This is a genomic window from Anaerococcus faecalis (assembly GCF_013371425.1).
GTDB classification, from domain to species: domain Bacteria; phylum Bacillota; class Clostridia; order Tissierellales; family Peptoniphilaceae; genus Anaerococcus; species Anaerococcus porci.
The window spans coordinates 27,739-45,661 of the sequence record NZ_JABVBA010000013.1 but is presented as its reverse complement, the minus strand read 5'-3'; the positions used below and the strand labels follow the sequence as shown (position 1 = coordinate 45,661).

General features: G+C 31.0%; 17 protein-coding genes, 1 riboswitch and 1 other annotated feature. Of the genes, 15 read left to right on the top strand and 2 right to left on the bottom strand.

What is annotated here, in order from left to right:
- The first annotated feature begins 97 nt into the window (after positions 1-97).
- The 15 genes from HV819_RS10395 to thiE all read left to right on the top strand — a co-directional run bounded on the left by HV819_RS10395 (position 98) and on the right by thiE (position 15,909).
- Positions 98-1,267, top strand: a complete 1,170-nt coding sequence (locus tag HV819_RS10395; RefSeq protein WP_154540459.1) for an iron-containing alcohol dehydrogenase — start codon at positions 98-100, stop codon at positions 1,265-1,267.
- A gap of 92 nt (positions 1,268-1,359) precedes the next feature.
- Positions 1,360-1,578, top strand: a binding site (T-box leader).
- A 186-nt stretch (positions 1,579-1,764) separates the two neighbouring features.
- A complete protein-coding gene (locus HV819_RS10390; RefSeq protein WP_176270168.1) occupies positions 1,765-2,871 on the top strand; it encodes a 5-methyltetrahydropteroyltriglutamate--homocysteine S-methyltransferase in 1,107 nt (368 codons plus the stop codon).
- A 208-nt stretch (positions 2,872-3,079) separates the two neighbouring features.
- The gene (gene proB, locus HV819_RS10385) at positions 3,080-3,904 is read left to right on the top strand and encodes a glutamate 5-kinase (protein ID WP_154540463.1); all 825 of its coding nucleotides are present in this window, start codon (positions 3,080-3,082) and stop codon (positions 3,902-3,904) included.
- Entirely contained in the window at positions 3,843-5,105 is a 1,263-nt protein-coding gene (locus tag HV819_RS10380) for a glutamate-5-semialdehyde dehydrogenase (protein WP_176270167.1), read from the top strand. The genes proB and HV819_RS10380 overlap by 62 nt, the downstream gene beginning before the upstream one ends.
- Positions 5,106-5,502: 397 nt before the next feature.
- A complete protein-coding gene (proC, locus tag HV819_RS10375; protein WP_176270166.1) occupies positions 5,503-6,270 on the top strand; it encodes a pyrroline-5-carboxylate reductase in 768 nt (255 codons plus the stop codon).
- Between the two features lie 121 nt (positions 6,271-6,391).
- Positions 6,392-8,323: an aconitate hydratase gene (locus tag HV819_RS10370; protein WP_176270165.1), complete on the top strand. Its 1,932-nt coding sequence runs from the start codon at positions 6,392-6,394 to the stop codon at positions 8,321-8,323.
- Positions 8,324-8,325: 2 nt separating this feature from the next.
- The gene (locus tag HV819_RS10365; RefSeq protein ID WP_176270164.1) at positions 8,326-9,324 is read left to right on the top strand and encodes an isocitrate/isopropylmalate dehydrogenase family protein; all 999 of its coding nucleotides are present in this window, start codon (positions 8,326-8,328) and stop codon (positions 9,322-9,324) included.
- Between the two features lies 1 nt (position 9,325).
- Entirely contained in the window at positions 9,326-10,672 is a 1,347-nt protein-coding gene (locus tag HV819_RS10360) for a citrate synthase (RefSeq protein WP_154540473.1), read from the top strand.
- 283 nt (positions 10,673-10,955) lie between these two features.
- Positions 10,956-11,056: riboswitch (TPP riboswitch) on the top strand.
- 156 nt (positions 11,057-11,212) lie between these two features.
- On the top strand, positions 11,213-11,410 hold the full coding sequence (gene thiS / locus HV819_RS10355; protein ID WP_154540475.1) for a sulfur carrier protein ThiS: 198 nt from the start codon (positions 11,213-11,215) through the stop codon (positions 11,408-11,410).
- Positions 11,410-12,024 carry a sulfur carrier protein ThiS adenylyltransferase ThiF gene (gene thiF / locus HV819_RS10350; RefSeq protein ID WP_154540532.1) on the top strand — a complete coding sequence of 205 codons (615 nt, stop codon included), beginning with the start codon at positions 11,410-11,412 and terminating at the stop codon, positions 12,022-12,024. Before thiS ends, thiF begins: the two co-directional genes overlap by 1 nt.
- On the top strand, positions 12,017-12,781 hold the full coding sequence (locus HV819_RS10345) for a thiazole synthase (RefSeq protein ID WP_154540477.1): 765 nt from the start codon (positions 12,017-12,019) through the stop codon (positions 12,779-12,781). Before thiF ends, HV819_RS10345 begins: the two co-directional genes overlap by 8 nt.
- 1 nt (position 12,782) lies before the next feature.
- The gene (gene thiH, locus HV819_RS10340) at positions 12,783-13,937 is read left to right on the top strand and encodes a 2-iminoacetate synthase ThiH (protein ID WP_176270163.1); all 1,155 of its coding nucleotides are present in this window, start codon (positions 12,783-12,785) and stop codon (positions 13,935-13,937) included.
- A gap of 28 nt (positions 13,938-13,965) precedes the next feature.
- Positions 13,966-14,511, top strand: coding sequence for an energy coupling factor transporter S component ThiW (thiW, locus tag HV819_RS10335; protein WP_154540481.1), 546 nt, complete (start codon positions 13,966-13,968; stop codon positions 14,509-14,511).
- On the top strand, positions 14,480-15,301 hold the full coding sequence (thiM, locus tag HV819_RS10330) for a hydroxyethylthiazole kinase (RefSeq protein ID WP_154540483.1): 822 nt from the start codon (positions 14,480-14,482) through the stop codon (positions 15,299-15,301). Before thiW ends, thiM begins: the two co-directional genes overlap by 32 nt.
- A complete protein-coding gene (gene thiE, locus HV819_RS10325) occupies positions 15,298-15,909 on the top strand; it encodes a thiamine phosphate synthase (RefSeq protein ID WP_154540485.1) in 612 nt (203 codons plus the stop codon). Before thiM ends, thiE begins: the two co-directional genes overlap by 4 nt.
- 83 nt (positions 15,910-15,992) lie before the next feature.
- Here the strand turns inward: thiE and HV819_RS10320 are convergent, their stop codons facing one another.
- On the bottom strand, positions 15,993-17,330 hold the full coding sequence (locus tag HV819_RS10320) for an MATE family efflux transporter (RefSeq protein WP_176270162.1): 1,338 nt from the start codon (positions 17,328-17,330) through the stop codon (positions 15,993-15,995).
- Between the two features lie 15 nt (positions 17,331-17,345).
- Positions 17,346-17,861: a hypothetical protein gene (locus HV819_RS10315; protein WP_154540490.1), complete on the bottom strand. Its 516-nt coding sequence runs from the start codon at positions 17,859-17,861 to the stop codon at positions 17,346-17,348.
- Positions 17,862-17,923: the final 62 nt, after the last annotated feature.

Genomic DNA, 17,923 nt, shown 5'->3' with positions numbered 1-17,923 from the left:
AATTATATATTAAAAAAGATTTTTTTAAAAGACTTTCATAATTTTACTAAATGATATTTTACAATTTTGGGTAAAAATAAACTAGAAGGGGGTTTTTATGTTAAATTTTACTTACGATATACCAACAAAAGTACACTTTGGAGATGATGCTCTAGATTATATAGGGGAAGAGGCGAGGAAGTTTACAGATAAGATTCTTTTAACCTACGGTGGTGGTTCTATTAAGGATAACGGAATCTATGAGAAGGTTTTATTAGAACTTGAAGCAAGTGGAGTAAAAGTTTATGAATTATCTGGAATAAAACCAAATCCGAGAATAGACTCTGTTAGAGAGGGAATAAGAATAATAAAAGAAAAAGAGATAGGTGCAATTATTGCAGTAGGTGGAGGTTCAACTATAGATGCTTCTAAATTTATGGCTGCAGGAGCTATGGTTGACTTTGATCCATGGAAATTTATATCAGAAAATAAGCCAATGAGTCCAGCTCTACCGCTACTTACAGTCTTAACAATGGCAGCTACAGGAAGTGAGATGGACTGCGGAGGAGTCATTACAAATCTTGAAACTAATGAAAAATTATCATCAGGTCATAAAGATACAAGACCTAAGGTTTCATTCCTAGATCCTACACTTACCTATACTGTAAATAAATACCAGACAGCCTGTGGGACGGTAGATATTCTTTCTCACATTTTTGAAAATTATTTTAATGTTGATGAATCTATGTACATGCTCGATAGGATAATGGAATCTCTTATGAAAACCGTAATAAAATATGGTCCAATAGCCTTAAAGGAGCCTGAAAATTATGAGGCAAGAGCAAATCTTATGTGGGCATCAAGTTGGGCTATAAATGGCTTTGTATCAGCATCAAGTAAGTCATCTTGGACTGTTCACCCAATGGAGCATGAACTTTCAGCCTTTTATGATATAACTCACGGTCTTGGACTTGCTATACTTACACCAAGGTGGATGGAGTATGTCCTAAATGAAAAAACAGCCCATAAGTTTTATGATTTAGGAGTTAATGTTTTTGATATAGATAAAAACCTAGATAAGCTAGAAGTAGGAAAGATTGTAATCAAGAAGTTAAATAAATTTTTCTTTAAAGACCTAGAACTTGATTCAAATTTGAAAGATATAGGCATAGATGAAAGTAAGTTTGATCAAATGTCTAAAAAAGCCTGTGGTAAAAAAGGAAAGATAGAGGGATTTGTTGAACTTAGTCCAGCTGATGTAAAAGAGATTTACTCAATGTGCTTATAAAACTGGAAATTTTCATATTTATTAAAAAAATTAAAATTATTTGACATATAATAAATTTGAGGTTAAAATATGTTCTAAGTTAAAGTATTTATTAAAACCAAAAAACGAGAAAAGTAATTTAGCCAAGACTTAACAGAGAGTCCCATAAGCTGAGAAGGGATAAGATGAAGCAAAAATGAAAATGGCCTCCGATGGGCTTGTTCGATATTTAGAGCAAGACGGGATCTCCCGTTATAGAGATAGGATATGAAAGTATCTAAAGTGGCATAATATGCAAAAAAGGTGGTAACGCGGAAAAATTCGTCCTTATTGTTTCGTAAGAAATGATAAGGACTTTTTTAATGGAAACTTCCAAAGAGAAAGTCTAAGAGACATTTAAGTATCCTTACACCGTGAATGTTAATTATTTTATGAGGTTTTACTTTATGAATTTTAAAAGCTATCATAACATTACTATTTAACTTAGGCCTAAAATATAATAATTTTAAGGAGACAATATGACAATCAAAGCACCATACAAATTCGACATAGTAGGATCATTTCTAAGGCCAGAAAGACTTAAAAAGGCTAGAAAAGACTACGATAGTGGATTTATTACAGATGTTGAATTAAGAAAAATTGAAGATGAAGAAATTGAAAAATTAGTAAAAAAAGAAAAAGAAGCAGGTCTTAAATTTATAACAGATGGTGAATTTAGGAGAAGTTGGTGGCATTATGATTTTTTCTGGGGACTTAATGGAGTAGAAAAATACCAATTAGATGAAAAAGATAGAATAAAATTTCATGGTGAAACCCTTAGGCCTGATTCAGTAAGGATAGTTGGAAAAATAACAGCTAAGGGCCATCCGTTCTTAGAACATTTTAAATTCTTGCAACAATTTGAAGAAGAAGAGGTCAAAGCAAAACAAACAATTCCTGCACCAGCCCAATTTTTAAGAACAGTCTATACTCAAATAAAAGAGGGGGCTATCTATGAAAATGAAGAAGATTTTATAAAAGATGTTTCTAATGCTTATGGAGAATTTTTCCAACAAATCTATGATTTAGGTTGTAGAACAGTTCAAATAGATGATTGTACTTGGGGAGCATTAGTAGACGATGATGCTATAAAAGAATATGAAAAAGCTGGTAAAGATGTTGAAAAGTTAAAGGAAATTTACCTAAAAATAAATAACGAATCAATAGACAAGGCTCCAATAGGATTGAACGTACTTACCCATATTTGTAGAGGAAATTATAAATCAACTTTTCATTTTAAGGGTGGTTATGACAAGATAGCAGACTATTTACTAGCTGGTGAACATGTAAATGGATTTTTCCTAGAATATGATGATAAAAGATCAGGTTCCTTTGAAGCTTTAAAAAAAGTTCCAGAAGGAAAAAGTGTTGTTTTAGGTCTTGTAACAAGTAAACTTGCTAATCTTGAAAAAAAGGAAGATATAATAGATAGAATAAAAGAAGCGAGTAAATATCTTGATAAGTCTCAAATAGCAATCTCACCTCAATGTGGTTTCTCATCTACAGAAGAAGGAAATAAATTAAAAGAAGAAGATCAATGGAAAAAAATTGCTTTACTAAGAGAAATAGCTGAAGAAATTTTATAAAATAAGGGAGCTGTTGCAAATTTTGAATTTTTAACCTTGTATCATTATAAGTTACTTATATACAACTTGAGAATAGTCTACCACTTAAGGAAACCAAATTGTAGTAAAGGAGCTGGTAATGGTTTTAGAACGATTAATTCATTCTGCAACAGTTCCTTTTTAATTGCCTAAAGTGGAATTATCCTATACAATATAAAAAGGTGAAATTATGAGAGAATTTAGTAGAGAAATCAAAAAAATAGTTATAAAAGTAGGTTCGTCTTCAGTTACCCATCAAAATGGTGGGGTTAATATAGAAAGAATTGAAGAATTGGCCAAAGAAATTGTAAATTTAGAAAATAAGGGAATAAGAGTAATCCTTGTATCAAGTGGTGCAATTGCAACAGGCGCTCATAGACTTGATATAGAAAGACCGAGAGGAGATGTTTCAGCAAAACAGGCTACTGCGGCAGTAGGTCAAGTTACCCTAATGAATACTTTTCTTAAGGCCTTTGCAGAGTATGGATTTTCTATAGGTCAAATTCTTCTTACAAGAATGGTTGAAACTAATAAGATTATGCATGAAAATGCCGAAAATACCATAAATAGACTTATAGATATGGGAGTTATACCAATAGTAAATGAAAATGACACTATATCAACATTTGAAATAAATTTTGGGGACAATGATACCCTCTCGGCAGTAGTTGCAAAGCTAGTTGATGCCGACCTTCTTTTATTATTATCAGACATTGATGGACTTTATACAAATGATCCAAGAATAGATGAAGATGCAAAGCTTATAAGTGAGGTAAGTATCATAGATGAAAAACTTAGATCCATGGGAAAAGATGCCTATTCTAAAGTTGGTACAGGAGGGATGGCAACAAAGATAAATGCGGCAGCTCTTTGTATGGAAAGAGGAATTGATACAATAATAGCAAATTCAATAGATTTAAAGAACATTAGAAGAATAATTAGAGGTGAGGATATTGGAACAATCTTTAAGGGAAAAACTAATAAAAATGGGGAAGCTTTCAAAAATATCAAATAGAAAGCTTAAAAAACTTAAAACAATAGATAAAAATAAAATACTAGAAAATATAAAAACTTCTCTTGAAAAAAATAGGGGAAAAATCATAAAAGCAAATGATATAGACTATAAAAATGGAGAAGATAATAATATGGCAGATGGTCTATTGGATAGACTAAAACTTGACAATGATAGGATTGATTCTATGATTTTATCAATTGATCAAATGATAGCTTTAAAAGATCCAGTAGGAAAAATGGAAGATGTAAGACGACTTGAAAATGGCTTACTTATAGGAAAGAAAAAAGTACCTATAGGAGTTTTGGCAATGATTTATGAAGCACGTCCGAATGTAACTCTCGATGCATCAATCCTTGCAATTAAATCATCAAATTCTATTATACTAAGATGTGGGAAAGAAGCCATAAACTCATCACTCGCTATAGCAGCTGCTATTAGAGAAGGAATTGATAAGGCAGGATTTGATAAAAATATAGTCCAAATAATAGATGATATAACAAGACAGTCATCAACCGAGCTTATGAGATTAAGTGGATATATAGACCTACTTATACCAAGAGGTTCCTCATCTCTTATAAATGCAGTAGTAGAAAATGCAAGTGTACCAACCCTTGAAACAGGAGTAGGAAACTGTCACCTATATGTGGATAAGTATGCAGATATTGAAAAAGCACTTAAAATTTTTGAAAATGGTAAGACTCAAAGAATAGGAGTATGTAATGCTTTAGAATCCTTGCTTATTCATAAGGAAGTTAAAGATGAATTTTATGATGGCTTAAATGAAATCATAGAAAAATATAATATAAAAGTTCATGCTTGTGATAGAACTTTAGGGAAAATAAAAAATTCCATACCAGCAAATGACGAGGACTATGGTAAAGAATACTTAGACTATGAATTTTCAGTAAAGATGGTAGATGACATAGATGAGGCTATAGACCATATTTATAAATACTCATCAGGTCACTCAGATGCAATAATTACAGAAAAAATAAATGAAGCTAATAAATTTACAGAAGAAGTAGATTCAGCCTGTGTATATATAAATGCATCAACAAGATTTACAGATGGTTCTGAATTTGGATTTGGAGCAGAAATAGGGATATCAACTCAAAGACTCCATGCAAGAGGACCTGTTGGACTTAATGAACTTACGACTTATAAGTATGTTATTTTGGGTGATGGACAAATAAGGGGATAGTTAAATTTTAAATATTATATATAGAATATTGTAAGTAATTATATATTAAAATAATTCTTTGTATCTTGGGAGATATCCCAAGGGGATTTGCTCAATTAAGATAAGCATTATAAATATTAATTTTTAATATTTTTTTGTATTACAAGTAATAATAATTTAACTTTACTTCTTTGTCTTAGGGGGGAGGGAAAAAGGGGAGAATCGAAACTCTCCTGTTCCCTTCGCGCTAAGTATACGTAGAATTATCTTAATAAGAAAATTTATTAAAATATCGAAACTACTAATTAAAGATATTTATTTAATAGATACAAAGCAGCATACTTTTGAAAATAGACAAATTAAAATATAGAAATAAGTAAATTTAGAAAAATATAATTTTCTATAAGGAGGAGGAAATATGAAAATTGGTATTATTGGTATTGGTAATATGGGATCTGCTATTGCCAAAGGACTTTTAGATGACAATGAATTGTTTTTATCTAATAGGGGATCTAATCTTGATTTCTTTAAAGATAAAGATTGCACTATTAGTGATAATGAAAGTGTTGTTGAAAACAGTGATTATATAGTTTTAGCAGTAAAGCCAAAATATTATCCATCTGTAATAGCTGAAATTAAAGATTTTTTAAAAGATAAGATTTTTATCTCTATTGCTGCAGGGTTCACTATAAAAAAACTTCAAGATTTACTTGGAGATAATAAAAAAATAGTTATGACTATGCCAAATACTCCAGCATCAATTGGAGAGGGCATGTCAATTCTTCTTCCAAATAAAAATGTAAGTGATGATGAAATCCAAAATGTTTTATCTATATTTTCATCTTTAGGAAAAGCAATAATAATTGATGAAGATCAATTTGATGTGGCAGCTGTTATAAATGGTTGTCTTCCTGCCTTTGTTGATTTATTTATGGAAGGTTTATCTGATGGGGCTGTATTGTGTGGACTTAAAAGAGATATATCCTATGAACTTATAGCTCAAACTATAGTAGGTGCTGCTAAGCTTATTGATAAGACTAAAGAACATCCAGGTCTATTAAAAGATAAGGTGACAAGTCCTGCGGGAACAACTATAGAAGGAGTTAAAGCTCTTGAATTGAATAATTTTAGGGCTGCCCTTATTAAGGCTGTTGAAGCTTCTTTTAACAAGTCAAAATCTATGTAATTTAGCTATGGAAATCTTTCAAGATAAGTCTTGGGAGATTTTTTACTAGGAAAAATAATTTCCAAAATTCAACATATCAGTGTATAATATTAATACATCATTGGATTAAAGGAGTAAGGTTATGAAAAAATCACTTGCACTTAAAATTTTAGAAAATCATCTCCTAAAGGGAGAGATTAAAACAGGTAATGAAGTTTGTATCAAAATCGACCAAACTTTAACTCAAGATTCTACTGGGACTATGGCTTACTTACAGCTTGAAGCAATGGATATAGAAGATGTCAAGACTGAAAAGTCAATAGCATACATAGACCATAATATTTTACAAGCAGGTTTTGAAAATGCAGATGATCATGAATTTATAAAGTCTGCTGCAAATAAATATGGAATAACTTTTTCAAAGGCAGGTTGTGGAATTTGTCACCAAGTTCAACTTGAACAATTTGGAAAACCAGGTAAAACTCTTCTTGGCTCTGATTCTCACACTCCAACAGGGGGAGCTTTAGCTCAAATTGCTATAGGAGCAGGTGGACTTGACGTTGCTGTTGCTATGGCTAGGGGATTTTATTTTATAAAGGTACCAAAGATTTATAGGATTAATCTAAAAAATGAACTAAAAGATTCAGTCAATGCTAAGGATCTTATTTTATATATACTGGGAAAACTTTCTGTAAAGGGTGGTACAGGATTTATTATGGAATATACAGGAGAAGGAGTGAAGTCTCTTTCTGTAACAGACAGGGCAACAATTTGTAATATGGGAGCTGAACTTGGTGCTACAACTTCTATTTTTCCATCAGATGAAAACACCTTAAAATATCTAAAGAGTCAAAATAGGGAAAAAGATTATGTAATGCTTTCTGCAGATGATGATGCAATCTATGATGAAAGCATGGAAATTGACTTAAGGGATATAAAACCAGCAGTTGCTAAGCCTCATTTTCCAGATCAATATGAAATTGTAGAGAATCTTCCAAAAATAAAGCTTGACCAAGTAGCCATAGGTTCTTGTACTAACTCATCATATAAGGATATGATGAAAGTTGCATCAATACTTGATGGCAAGAAAGTACACCCTGATATTTCTTTAGTAATATCTCCAGGTTCTGCAACAATTTTAGAAAAATTATCTGAAAATGGAGCCTTGTCAAAGATGATAAAGGCAGGAGCAAGGATTCTCGAATCGGGATGTGGTCCTTGCATAGGAATGGGTCAAGCTCCAAAGTCCAAAGGAGTAAGCCTTAGGTCTTTTAATAGGAATTTCAAGGGTCGTTCTGGAACTATGGATGCTGAAATCTATCTTGCAAGTCCAGAAACTTGTGCTGTAAGTGCAATAAAGGGATATATAGCTGATCCAAGTGATTTCTCTTATGAGAAGAATTTTGATGAAAATATAATCTTTAACCATACCAAGGCTTATTTTATTGAAAGAGAAGAGGATTTATCAAAAAGATATAAGAAAACTGTAAAGGGACCAAATATCAAACCATTTCCAAAGGCAAAACCTATAAGTAATATAGATAAAAAGATAATATACAAGGCAGGTGATGGAATTACTACTGACGATATCTGCCCATCAAATGCAAAACTTCTGCCATTTAGGTCAAATATTGAATATCTTTCAAATTTTGCCTTTAGCACAAAGATTAGTGATTTTAAGAATAGATCCATTGAAAATGATGGTGGAGTAATTGTGGCAGGAGAAAATTATGGTCAAGGCTCTTCTAGAGAACACGCAGCCTTAATTCCTTTATATTTAGGTGTCAAAGCTGTTCTTGCTAAGTCTTTTGCAAGAATTCACAGATCAAATCTAATTAATAATGCCATACTTCCTCTTGAGTTTGTAGATTTTAATGACTATGAAAAACTTGGAGAATTTGATAATATCAAGATTTCAAATGTCGAAGATTCCATTGAAAGTGGGAATTTTATCATAGAAAATATAGATAAAAATATTTCTATAAATTTAAAAGGAGTATTTTCAGATAGGGAAAAAGAAATATTAAGAGAAGGCGGTTACCTAAATTACGCCAAAAATTTAGAATTGGAGTAAGTATGAAAGTCACATTAATTAAGGGAGATGGCATAGGTCCAGAAATTTGTGAATCTATGAAGCAAATCCTCAAGCGATTAGGCTCAAAAATAGAATTTGAAGAAATAAACGCTGGAGCAAGTGTTTTTGAAAAAGAAGGAAAGTTTATTCCAGATGAGCTATTTGAATCTATAAAAAGAAATAAGATTGCAATAAAGGGTCCTATAACAACACCTATAGGCCATGGTTTTAGGTCTATAAATGTTGAACTTAGAAAGAAATTTGATCTCTATCAAAATATAAGACCAATTAAATCTATATCAAGTATAAAAACCAAATATGATAATGTAGATATGATTATCTTTAGGGAAAATACTGAGGATTTATATATGGGAATAGAAGAGAAGATTTCAGATGATGAAAGTCATTCTATAAAGGTTATAACAAGAAAGAAATCTCAAAGAATTATAAAGGCAGCTTTTGAATATGCAAGGAAATTTAACAGAAAGAAAATAACTATAGTTACCAAGGCCAATATAATGAAACTAACTGATGGCCTATTCTTAGAAGTTGGAAGGGAAGTATCAAAAGACTATCCGGAAATCGAATTTGAAGAACTTTTGGTAGATAATACTGCCATGCAAATGGTTATAAATCCAAATAAGTTTGATATTATAGTTACAGAAAATTTATATGGAGATATACTTTCGGATCTAGGTGCAGGTCTTGTTGGAGGACTTGGTTTAATTCCTGGAGTAAATAAGGGTAAAGATATTGCAATTTATGAATCAGTTCATGGTGCAGCTCTTGATATTGCTGGTGAAGATTTGGCAAATCCAACAGCTATGCTTTTGACATCTTGTCTTATGCTTGATGATATAGAAGAGAAGGAAAAGGCTAAGAAATTAAGAGAAACTATAGAAGACGTTTTGAAAGATAAGAAGAATCATACCAAAGACTTGGGTGGAAGTTCAAGCCTTTCTGATTTTACCAAGGCGGTTATTGATAAAATAGGAGAATAGTATGATAAGTGCTAGCGATAAATTAAAATTCTATGCAAAAAATATAAAAGAAGAAAATACCATAAAGAAAGACCTTTATGATAAGTATGATATAAAAAGAGGCCTTAGAAATAAAAATGGCACAGGTGTTTTGGTTGGAGTAACCAAGGTTGGAGACGTATATGGTTATAGGATGGAAGATGGAGAAAAAATACCAGAAGAAGGTGAGCTTTATTATAGAGGATATGCCCTAACTGATATGGTAAAAGACTTTAACGATAATAAAAGACTAGGTTTTGAAGAGATAATCTACCTTCTTTTATTTAATCAGCTTCCTAAAGCTTGTGAACTTTCAGATTTTAAGGAAGTATTGACCAATGAAAGAATCCTACCTAAGAAGTTTTTTGAAGATACTATTCTTAATATTCCTGGAAATAATATAGTAAATATTATGATGCGTTCAGTCCTTGCCCTTTATTCATATGACAAAAAAGCCGATGATACTGATACTTTAAATGTTTTGTCTCAATCCTTATCCTTAATATCAAAGATGCCAATAATAGCTGTATATTCTTATATGGTTAAGATTCATAATTTTGAGAAAAAATCTCTGATAATTCATAACCCAATTGAAGATAATACTATAGCAGAAAATATTCTATCCATGCTAAGAACTGATCAAATTTATAAAAAAGAAGAGGCAGAACTATTGGATCTACTCCTTATAATCCATGCAGAACATGGTGGCGGTAATAACTCTGCTTTTGCAACTCACGTTGTTTCATCATCAGGTACTGATACATATTCCGCTATAGCTACAGGACTTGGTTCCCTTAAAGGACCAAGACATGGTGGAGCAAGTCTAAGAGTAAGTCAAATGCTTGAGAATATAAGAGAAAATATCAAAGATTTAAAAGATGAAGATCAAATAAAAGACTATCTATCTAAGATGATTGATGGGAAAGTTTTTGATAAAAAAGGACTTATATATGGACTAGGACACGCAGTATATACTCTATCAGACCCAAGGGCAGTGCTACTTAAAGAAAAGGCTAGAGAGCTTTCTAAAATAAAGAAAAGAGAAGAAGATTTCTTATTTATAGAAAGAGTAGAAAAAATTGGTGGAAAGCTAATTATGGAAAAATTAAAAAGAGACTATCCTGCCTGCGCAAATGTGGACTTATACTCTGGTTTCTGCTATGAAATGCTAAAAATTCCAAAAGATTTATATATACCAATCTTTGCAATAGCAAGAACAGTTGGTTGGTCTGCTCACAGACTTGAGCAAATTGAAGATTCAAAAATAATAAGACCTGCTTATAAGTCTTTAAGTCAAAAAAAGGATTATCTAAGTCTTAAAGATAGGTAGTCTAAGTAAATTAAGATTAAGTTAGATGTGGAAAAAATATTCTAGTAAATTATCTTTAGCCTATCTTTTGGTAAAATTGGAAAGTCTAATATGAAAAACAATCAATTTGTATATTATAATATTTCCTTATATTGAGAATCTCTATATTTGAAGTTTCAAATATATCTTTAATAGTAATCCTTTATATACTTACTCATATATTTACCTAAATATTGCCTAGATATCAAAAAATAGAAATAAAATTAAAATTAATTTTGCAAATAAAAATGATTTGTCTTATAATGAAAATAGCTAGGGGTGCTATTTAGCTGAGAGATGGTATACCATTAACCCTTTAAACTTGATTAGGTTAAAACCTGCGTAAGAAAGCGATTATATATTGAAGTTTAAAGACCCTAGTATTAGGGTCTTTTTATTATGATTCTAATAAAATTATTATTTGTTATTGTTTCCATATTAATTATTGGACACGAAAGGGGCATACCACCTCGGGTATGGTGCACTTTTCGTGTCTTTTTTTTAAAAAAAGGATGTGAGGAAATGCTTTTGATAAATGGATTGGAAGTAGAATTTCAAAATAATTTATCACTTTATGATTTATTAAAAAAAGAAAATTTTAATCCTGACTTTGTAGCTTGTGAAGTAAACAAAGAGCTTGTAAAAAGAGAAGATTTTAAATTGTTTATAGTAAAAGATGGCTATACTATAGAAGTTTTTTCTTTTGTAGGAGGGGGATGATGGAAGATATAAGAGATAAAATTTTAAAAAGACAAGATATAAGAGATAATGAAATCTTTAAGTATGCTAAGGTATCAGTCTTAGGTTGTGGAGGGCTTGGTTCAACTGTTTCTATGATTCTTGCAAGATCTGGAGTAACTGAGTTAAACCTTTATGATTTTGACTATATAGAATATTCAAATCTTAATAGGCAAAACTATAGGCTAGATGAAGTAGGAAAGAAAAAGACCCTTACTACCAAAAAAAGAATAGAAGAAACTCTGCCATACGTTAAGGTAAACACCAAGGATATCTATATAGATAAAGATAACATAAAAGAAATAATTGATGATGCTGATTTTTTCATAGAAGCCTTTGATAATAGGGAGTCTAAAACCATGCTTTTTGACTATTTTACAAATATAAAGGATAAATATCTTTTTACAGCATCTGGCATGGCGGGACTTGGAGATATATCTGATATAAAAATAAAGAAATTTAAAAATATTACAATGCTTGGAGATTTTAAGTCCAACGCCAAAAAGGATGGGCTTTATCTTGCCTATGTGGGAATAGTAGCATCGCTAGAAGCTTTAGAATGTTTAAAAAAAATTAGAGAGGTAAAAAATGGATGATAAATTAATATTAGGTGATAAGGAATTTAGTTCAAGATTTATACTAGGAAGTGGAAAATATGCAATCAACCTTATAGATGCTGCTGTAAAAAATGCAGAATGCGAAATGATTACAGTTGCTCTAAGACGAGCCAATACAAAAGATGTCGCTAATATCTTAAATTATATACCAAAGCATGTGACAATAATTCCAAATACATCTGGAGCAAGAAATTCAGATGAAGCCGTAAGAATAGCAAGACTTGCAAGAGAAATGGGATGTGGTAATTTTGTGAAAATTGAAATTATGGGAGATACAAAATACCTTCTTCCTGATAATGTAGAAACATTAAAAGCGACAGAAATTTTAGCGAAAGATGGATTTGTAGTCTTGCCTTACATGTATCCAGACTTAAATTTTGCAAGAGACCTAAGAGATGCTGGTGCTGCTTCAATAATGCCCCTTGCCGCACCAATTGGTTCAAATAAGGGACTTATTACAAAAGAATTTATAAAAATTATTATTGATGAAGTAGACTTACCAGTAATTGTTGATGCAGGAATTGGTGTTCCAAGCCAAGCTGCAGAAGCAATGGAGATGGGAGCTAGTGCTATAATGGCAAATACAGCTATATCATCAGCATCTGACATAAGCCTTATGGCACGTGCCTTTAAACTAGGAATAGAGGCAGGAAGATTAGCCTATCTTTCAAAACCAGGAAGAGTCTTAGAAGCTGGAGCTGATCCATCATCACCACTAAGGGACTTTTTTGATTAATATGAATATAGGAAAGGTAACAGATTATTTTCCAACAATGGATATAATTGATTCAAATATAAAAGATAAATTAGAAAAAAGCTACAAAAATATAATAAATAAAAAAGTATTACAGGCTGATGTTTTAGCTTCTTTGGAAAAAATTGATTTAGATGATGAAGATTTTTATAACCTATTGTCAGATACAGCTAGTAACTTTCTTGATAAAATGGGAAAGATTGCCCAAGATAAGAGAGTAAGGTATTTTGGAAATAATGTATTTCTATTTTCACCACTTTATATAGCAAACTACTGTGAAAATTCTTGTAGGTATTGTGGTTTTAGAGAAAAATCCAATATAAAAAGAGCAAAGCTTAATAGAAATGAGATTGAAGATGAAATGAAGGCCTTAGCAGATACTGGAATAGAAGAAGTATTAATTCTAACAGGAGAAAGTGAAAGATTTTCATCAATCGACTATATAGCAAATGCTTGTAAGCTTGCAAGTAAGTATTTTAAAACAGTAGGTATAGAAATTTATCCTGCAAATATTAAAGATTATGAAAAATTAAGAGAAGCCGGAGCTGATTTTGTTACAGTTTTTCAAGAATCTTATAATAAAAAATCATACAACTACTACCACCCTTATGGCCACAAGAGATCTTTTGTGTATAGAATAGATACACAAGAAAGAGCCCTAATGGCAGGTTTTAGAGGAGTTGGATTTGGTGCACTTTTTGGATTAAATAATCCGATAGAAGAGGCCTATAAACTTGGACTTCATGCAAAAGAAGTTCAAAGAAAATATCCCCATGCAGAAGTATCCATATCACTTCCAAGAATAAGACCTACTCATGGGGCGGATAAGCTTGATTTTTGTGAGATAGATGATAAGAAATTTTTCCAAATCATGCTTGCATTAAGGATTTTCTTGCCATTTGCATCAATTACTCTTTCTACAAGAGAAGATAAAGATTTTAGAAATTTGGCAATAAAATATGCGGCAACAAAAATATCAGCATCTGTTGATACATCTATAGGTCATAGGTCTAAAAGAAGCAAAGATGAAGGAGATGAACAATTTGAAATTGCAGATTCTAGATCTTGTGATGATGTGATTAAGGATTTAAAAAGTTTTGGTATGAGCCCAGTATTTACAGATTATATCAATCTTTAAGACTAATATATGAAGTCAAGGAGAAGAAATGAAAAAAGATAATAAATTACTTGTAATGATAACAGTTTCTATGTTTGTAACAATTGGGGTAGTTATCTCACCAATTTTAAGATTTGAGGGATTTGCACCAACAGCACATTTTGTAAATGTAGTATGTTCGGTATTTTTAGGACCTTGGTATAGCCTTTTAAATGCTATACTTACAGCTATAATAAGAATGAGTTTTATGGGAATTCCACCCCTTGCCATTACAGGTCAAGTTTTTGGAGCAGTTCTTTCAGGTATATTTTATAGGAAATCCAAGGGAAATCTTCTTTGCCCAGTAATAGGAGAAATTCTTGGAACTGGTGTAATAGGAGCTCTAGTATCATATCCAGTTATGAAATTGTTTTATGGAACGGGAGATATAACTTGGTTTTATTACCTACCAAGCTTTATTATAGCTACAATAATAGGTGGTTCTCTTGCCTTTATTTTTTTAAAAACTTTACAAAAATCCAAGGTCTTATATAGTATTCAAAAAAAACTTGGAGTAAATGTTTATGATAAATCTAAAAAAACTTCTAACAAATAGAGAAAAAATAAAAGAGCAAGAACCACTAATTCATGCTATTACCAATCCATTAGCTATAAATATGCTAGCAAATGCTATACTTTTTCAAGGTGCTAAGGCAATATGTGCAGAACACCCTGATGAAATGAGAGATATTGTTCCAAAAGCAAAGGCACTCTCTCTAAATATTGGAAATATAACGGATGCAAGAATAAAGTCAATTGAAATTTCTTCAAGATTAGCAAACAATAAAAATATTCCCATTATAATTGATCTTGTAGGAATAGGAGTAAGTAAGCTTAGATATGACTTATCCCTTAAACTTTTAGGCCAATATAAATATTCAATTATAAAAGGAAACTCATCAGAAATTCTTGCCTTAAGTGGGAAAATTTCAAATGCAAAGGGCATAGATGTAGGCTGTGAGGATAAGATAAGCGATGAGAATATAGAAGAAATGATTAAAATTGCATCAAAGCTTTCTATTAAATATAAAACAACTGTTCTTATTACAGGAGCTACAGATATTTTAGTAAAAGATAAAGATTATTATCTAATAAAAAATGGATGTGAAGAACTTTCTAAAATAACAGCAACAGGATGTATGTTAACAGGACTCATATCAACATTTTTATCAGTTACTAATGAGATAAATGCTTCACTTTTGGGACTTTTAATTCTTGAAGTATCGGCAGAATTATCAAAAAAAGATAAGCCTTATAGCTTTTTTGTAAACCTAATGGATAATATTGCTACAATAAAAAATGAAACAATAGAAAAAAGTGCAAAGATTAAAAAGGGGATTTTATGAAAAAATTATATCTAGTTACAAACTCAGACAAGTATACCGAAGAAGAATTTCTTAAAAGAGTAGAAGATGCCCTAAAGGGTGGGGTTGATATTTTACAACTTAGAGAAAAGGAAAAAACTGACCTTGAAATCCTAAAATTAGGCAAAAAAGTAAAGGCTCTTTCTGATAAATATAAACTTCCTCTTTTACTTGATGATAAGCCTCATCTTGCATGGGCTTTAGGCTGTGGAGTTCATCTTGGAGCTGATGATATGCCAGTAAATCTAGCTAGAAAACTTTTAGGAGAAAATACTATAATTGGAGCTACTGCAAAAAGTGTAGAAGCTGCAAAAAGAGCTCAAAAAGATGGGGCAAATTACCTTGGAGTAGGGGCGATTTATGAAACAAAAACCCATGTTAATACAAAAAGAACATCTATAGAAACTTTTAAAAGAATAAAGGAGAATGTAGATATAGATGTTTACGCTATAGGTGGTCTTAACTATGACAATATAGATATATTAAAAAATACAGGCTTTGATGGTATATGTGTAGTGAGGTCAATAATGGATGCAAAAAATGTATTTGAAGAAACTAAAAAATTGAAAGAGAAAATACAAAATCTCTAAAAATAGCAAAAGATTAAAAGTTTGCTACTAGCAAGCTTTTAATTTTTTACTAAATAAAGTTTCTATAAGTTAAGTCTAATTTCTTAAAATTTTAGTGTAAAATTTCTTTTCTTTAAATAAAAATAATAAATAGATGATATGACTAAATTAGCTAGCCAACCTAAAGGAACAGAATACCAAACCATACTTATACCAATTATTGGAGCGAAAATCATTGATAAACTTACCCTTATACTTAAATTTACAATATTTGACATAGTAAATATTCTCACATCTCCAAGACCTCTCAATACACCATCAACTACTTGCTTTGAACCAACAAGTACAAAAAAGAAAGCAATAAAGCTAAGATAGGAATACCCAGTTTCATAAGCAAGCTTTGAAGATGACTTGTTCATGAAAGCTCCAATAATAGATTTATAGTATATACTCAGGTATATACATATAAAAAAACATATAAATCCAACAATAATTAAACTGCTGCGAAGTCCCTCACTTATTCTTATCTTTTTACCTGATCCAACATTTTGAGATGTATAAGAAGAAACTGCATTACCAAGGCTTGTAAGTGGTACTATTATAAGACTTTCCACTCTAAAAGCGGAAGTAAAACCTGCAAGTATTTCTGTTCCAAAAGAATTAACAACAGATTGAACCAATACTTGACCAATGGTAATAGTTGATTGTTGGATAATAGATGGAATTGCTAGTCTTGACATGAGTCTTAATTCATGGATATCAAAAAAATTATCAACTTTAGCATCAAATTTCCCCATATATTTTAAAAATAAAATGAAAGAAAAAAAGGCTGATACTCCTTGAGCTAATAAAGTAGCATAGGCTGCTCCCTCTATTCCCATCTTTAAGTCCCTAACCATGTATATATCTAAAATAACATTAAGAATTGATGAAAAAATTAGAAAATACAAGGGAATTCTAGACTCTCCTAAGGAATTATATAAGGCAGATATTATGTTATACATAAATAAAAAAGGGAGCCCATAAAAATAGATATCCAGATATAGGACAGATAAATCTAGTATCTTATCAGGGGTATGTAGCAAAATCATAATATCCTTTGAAAAAATAAGACCAAAAACTGAAAGTGCAATGGCCACAATTAAAAAAGATATTATTGAAGTATAAGTAGCAGTTTTCATCTTTATATAATTTCTAGCACCATAATATCTTGCAATTAAGACAGATGCTCCAACACCTCCACCTATAGCAATACATATAAAAATAGTTGTCAAAGAAAAACTTGCACCAATCGATGCAAGGGCGGACTCACCAACATATTTTCCAACTATTAGAGAATCGACTAAGGTATAGACTTGTTGGAATAAGGATGCTATAATCATTGGTATTGAAAATTTTATTATAGCCTTGTAAGGCTTATCTCTTGTTAGGTAGTGATCCATAATAACTCCAAAACATCAATAAATTTCATTATAAGCGTAGTCCAATAGGATGTTGTCTATTGTTTCTACTTCTAAGTACTTTATATTAACAATTTCCATTTCAAAATCGTCAAAATATTTGCCATTATTTATATCTATAGCCCTTATGTAGACTTTTTCATTATTAATTTTTTCTACATAGCCCTTTATTATATTGTAATAAAGAAGGTCTTCCCCTAGGCTTACAATTTTATTGTTATCTTTTGCATAGCTGAGAATATCAAGAAAAGATAGGTCATTTTTAAAGACTTCACTATCAGATTTTCCAATGTTTATAGATTTCCAATAGGAATTGTAGATTTTAAGCTTATTTAAAAATTCTGATGTTTCCTTTTGCTCTATTAAGCTTTTGTCTACTAGTAAATAGCCATCATACCTACCTTGGTCATCTAAATTGTTTATAAGAATATTTTTGTTATCTTCAAATATCTTGTATCCAAAACTTATTGAATTATTGTTTTTATCATAAATTTCTATTAACTTATCTTCCATAATTAACTCCTTTTATCTACTATACCTAAATTTATGTAAAGAAAAAGCGGGAATTCCCGCTT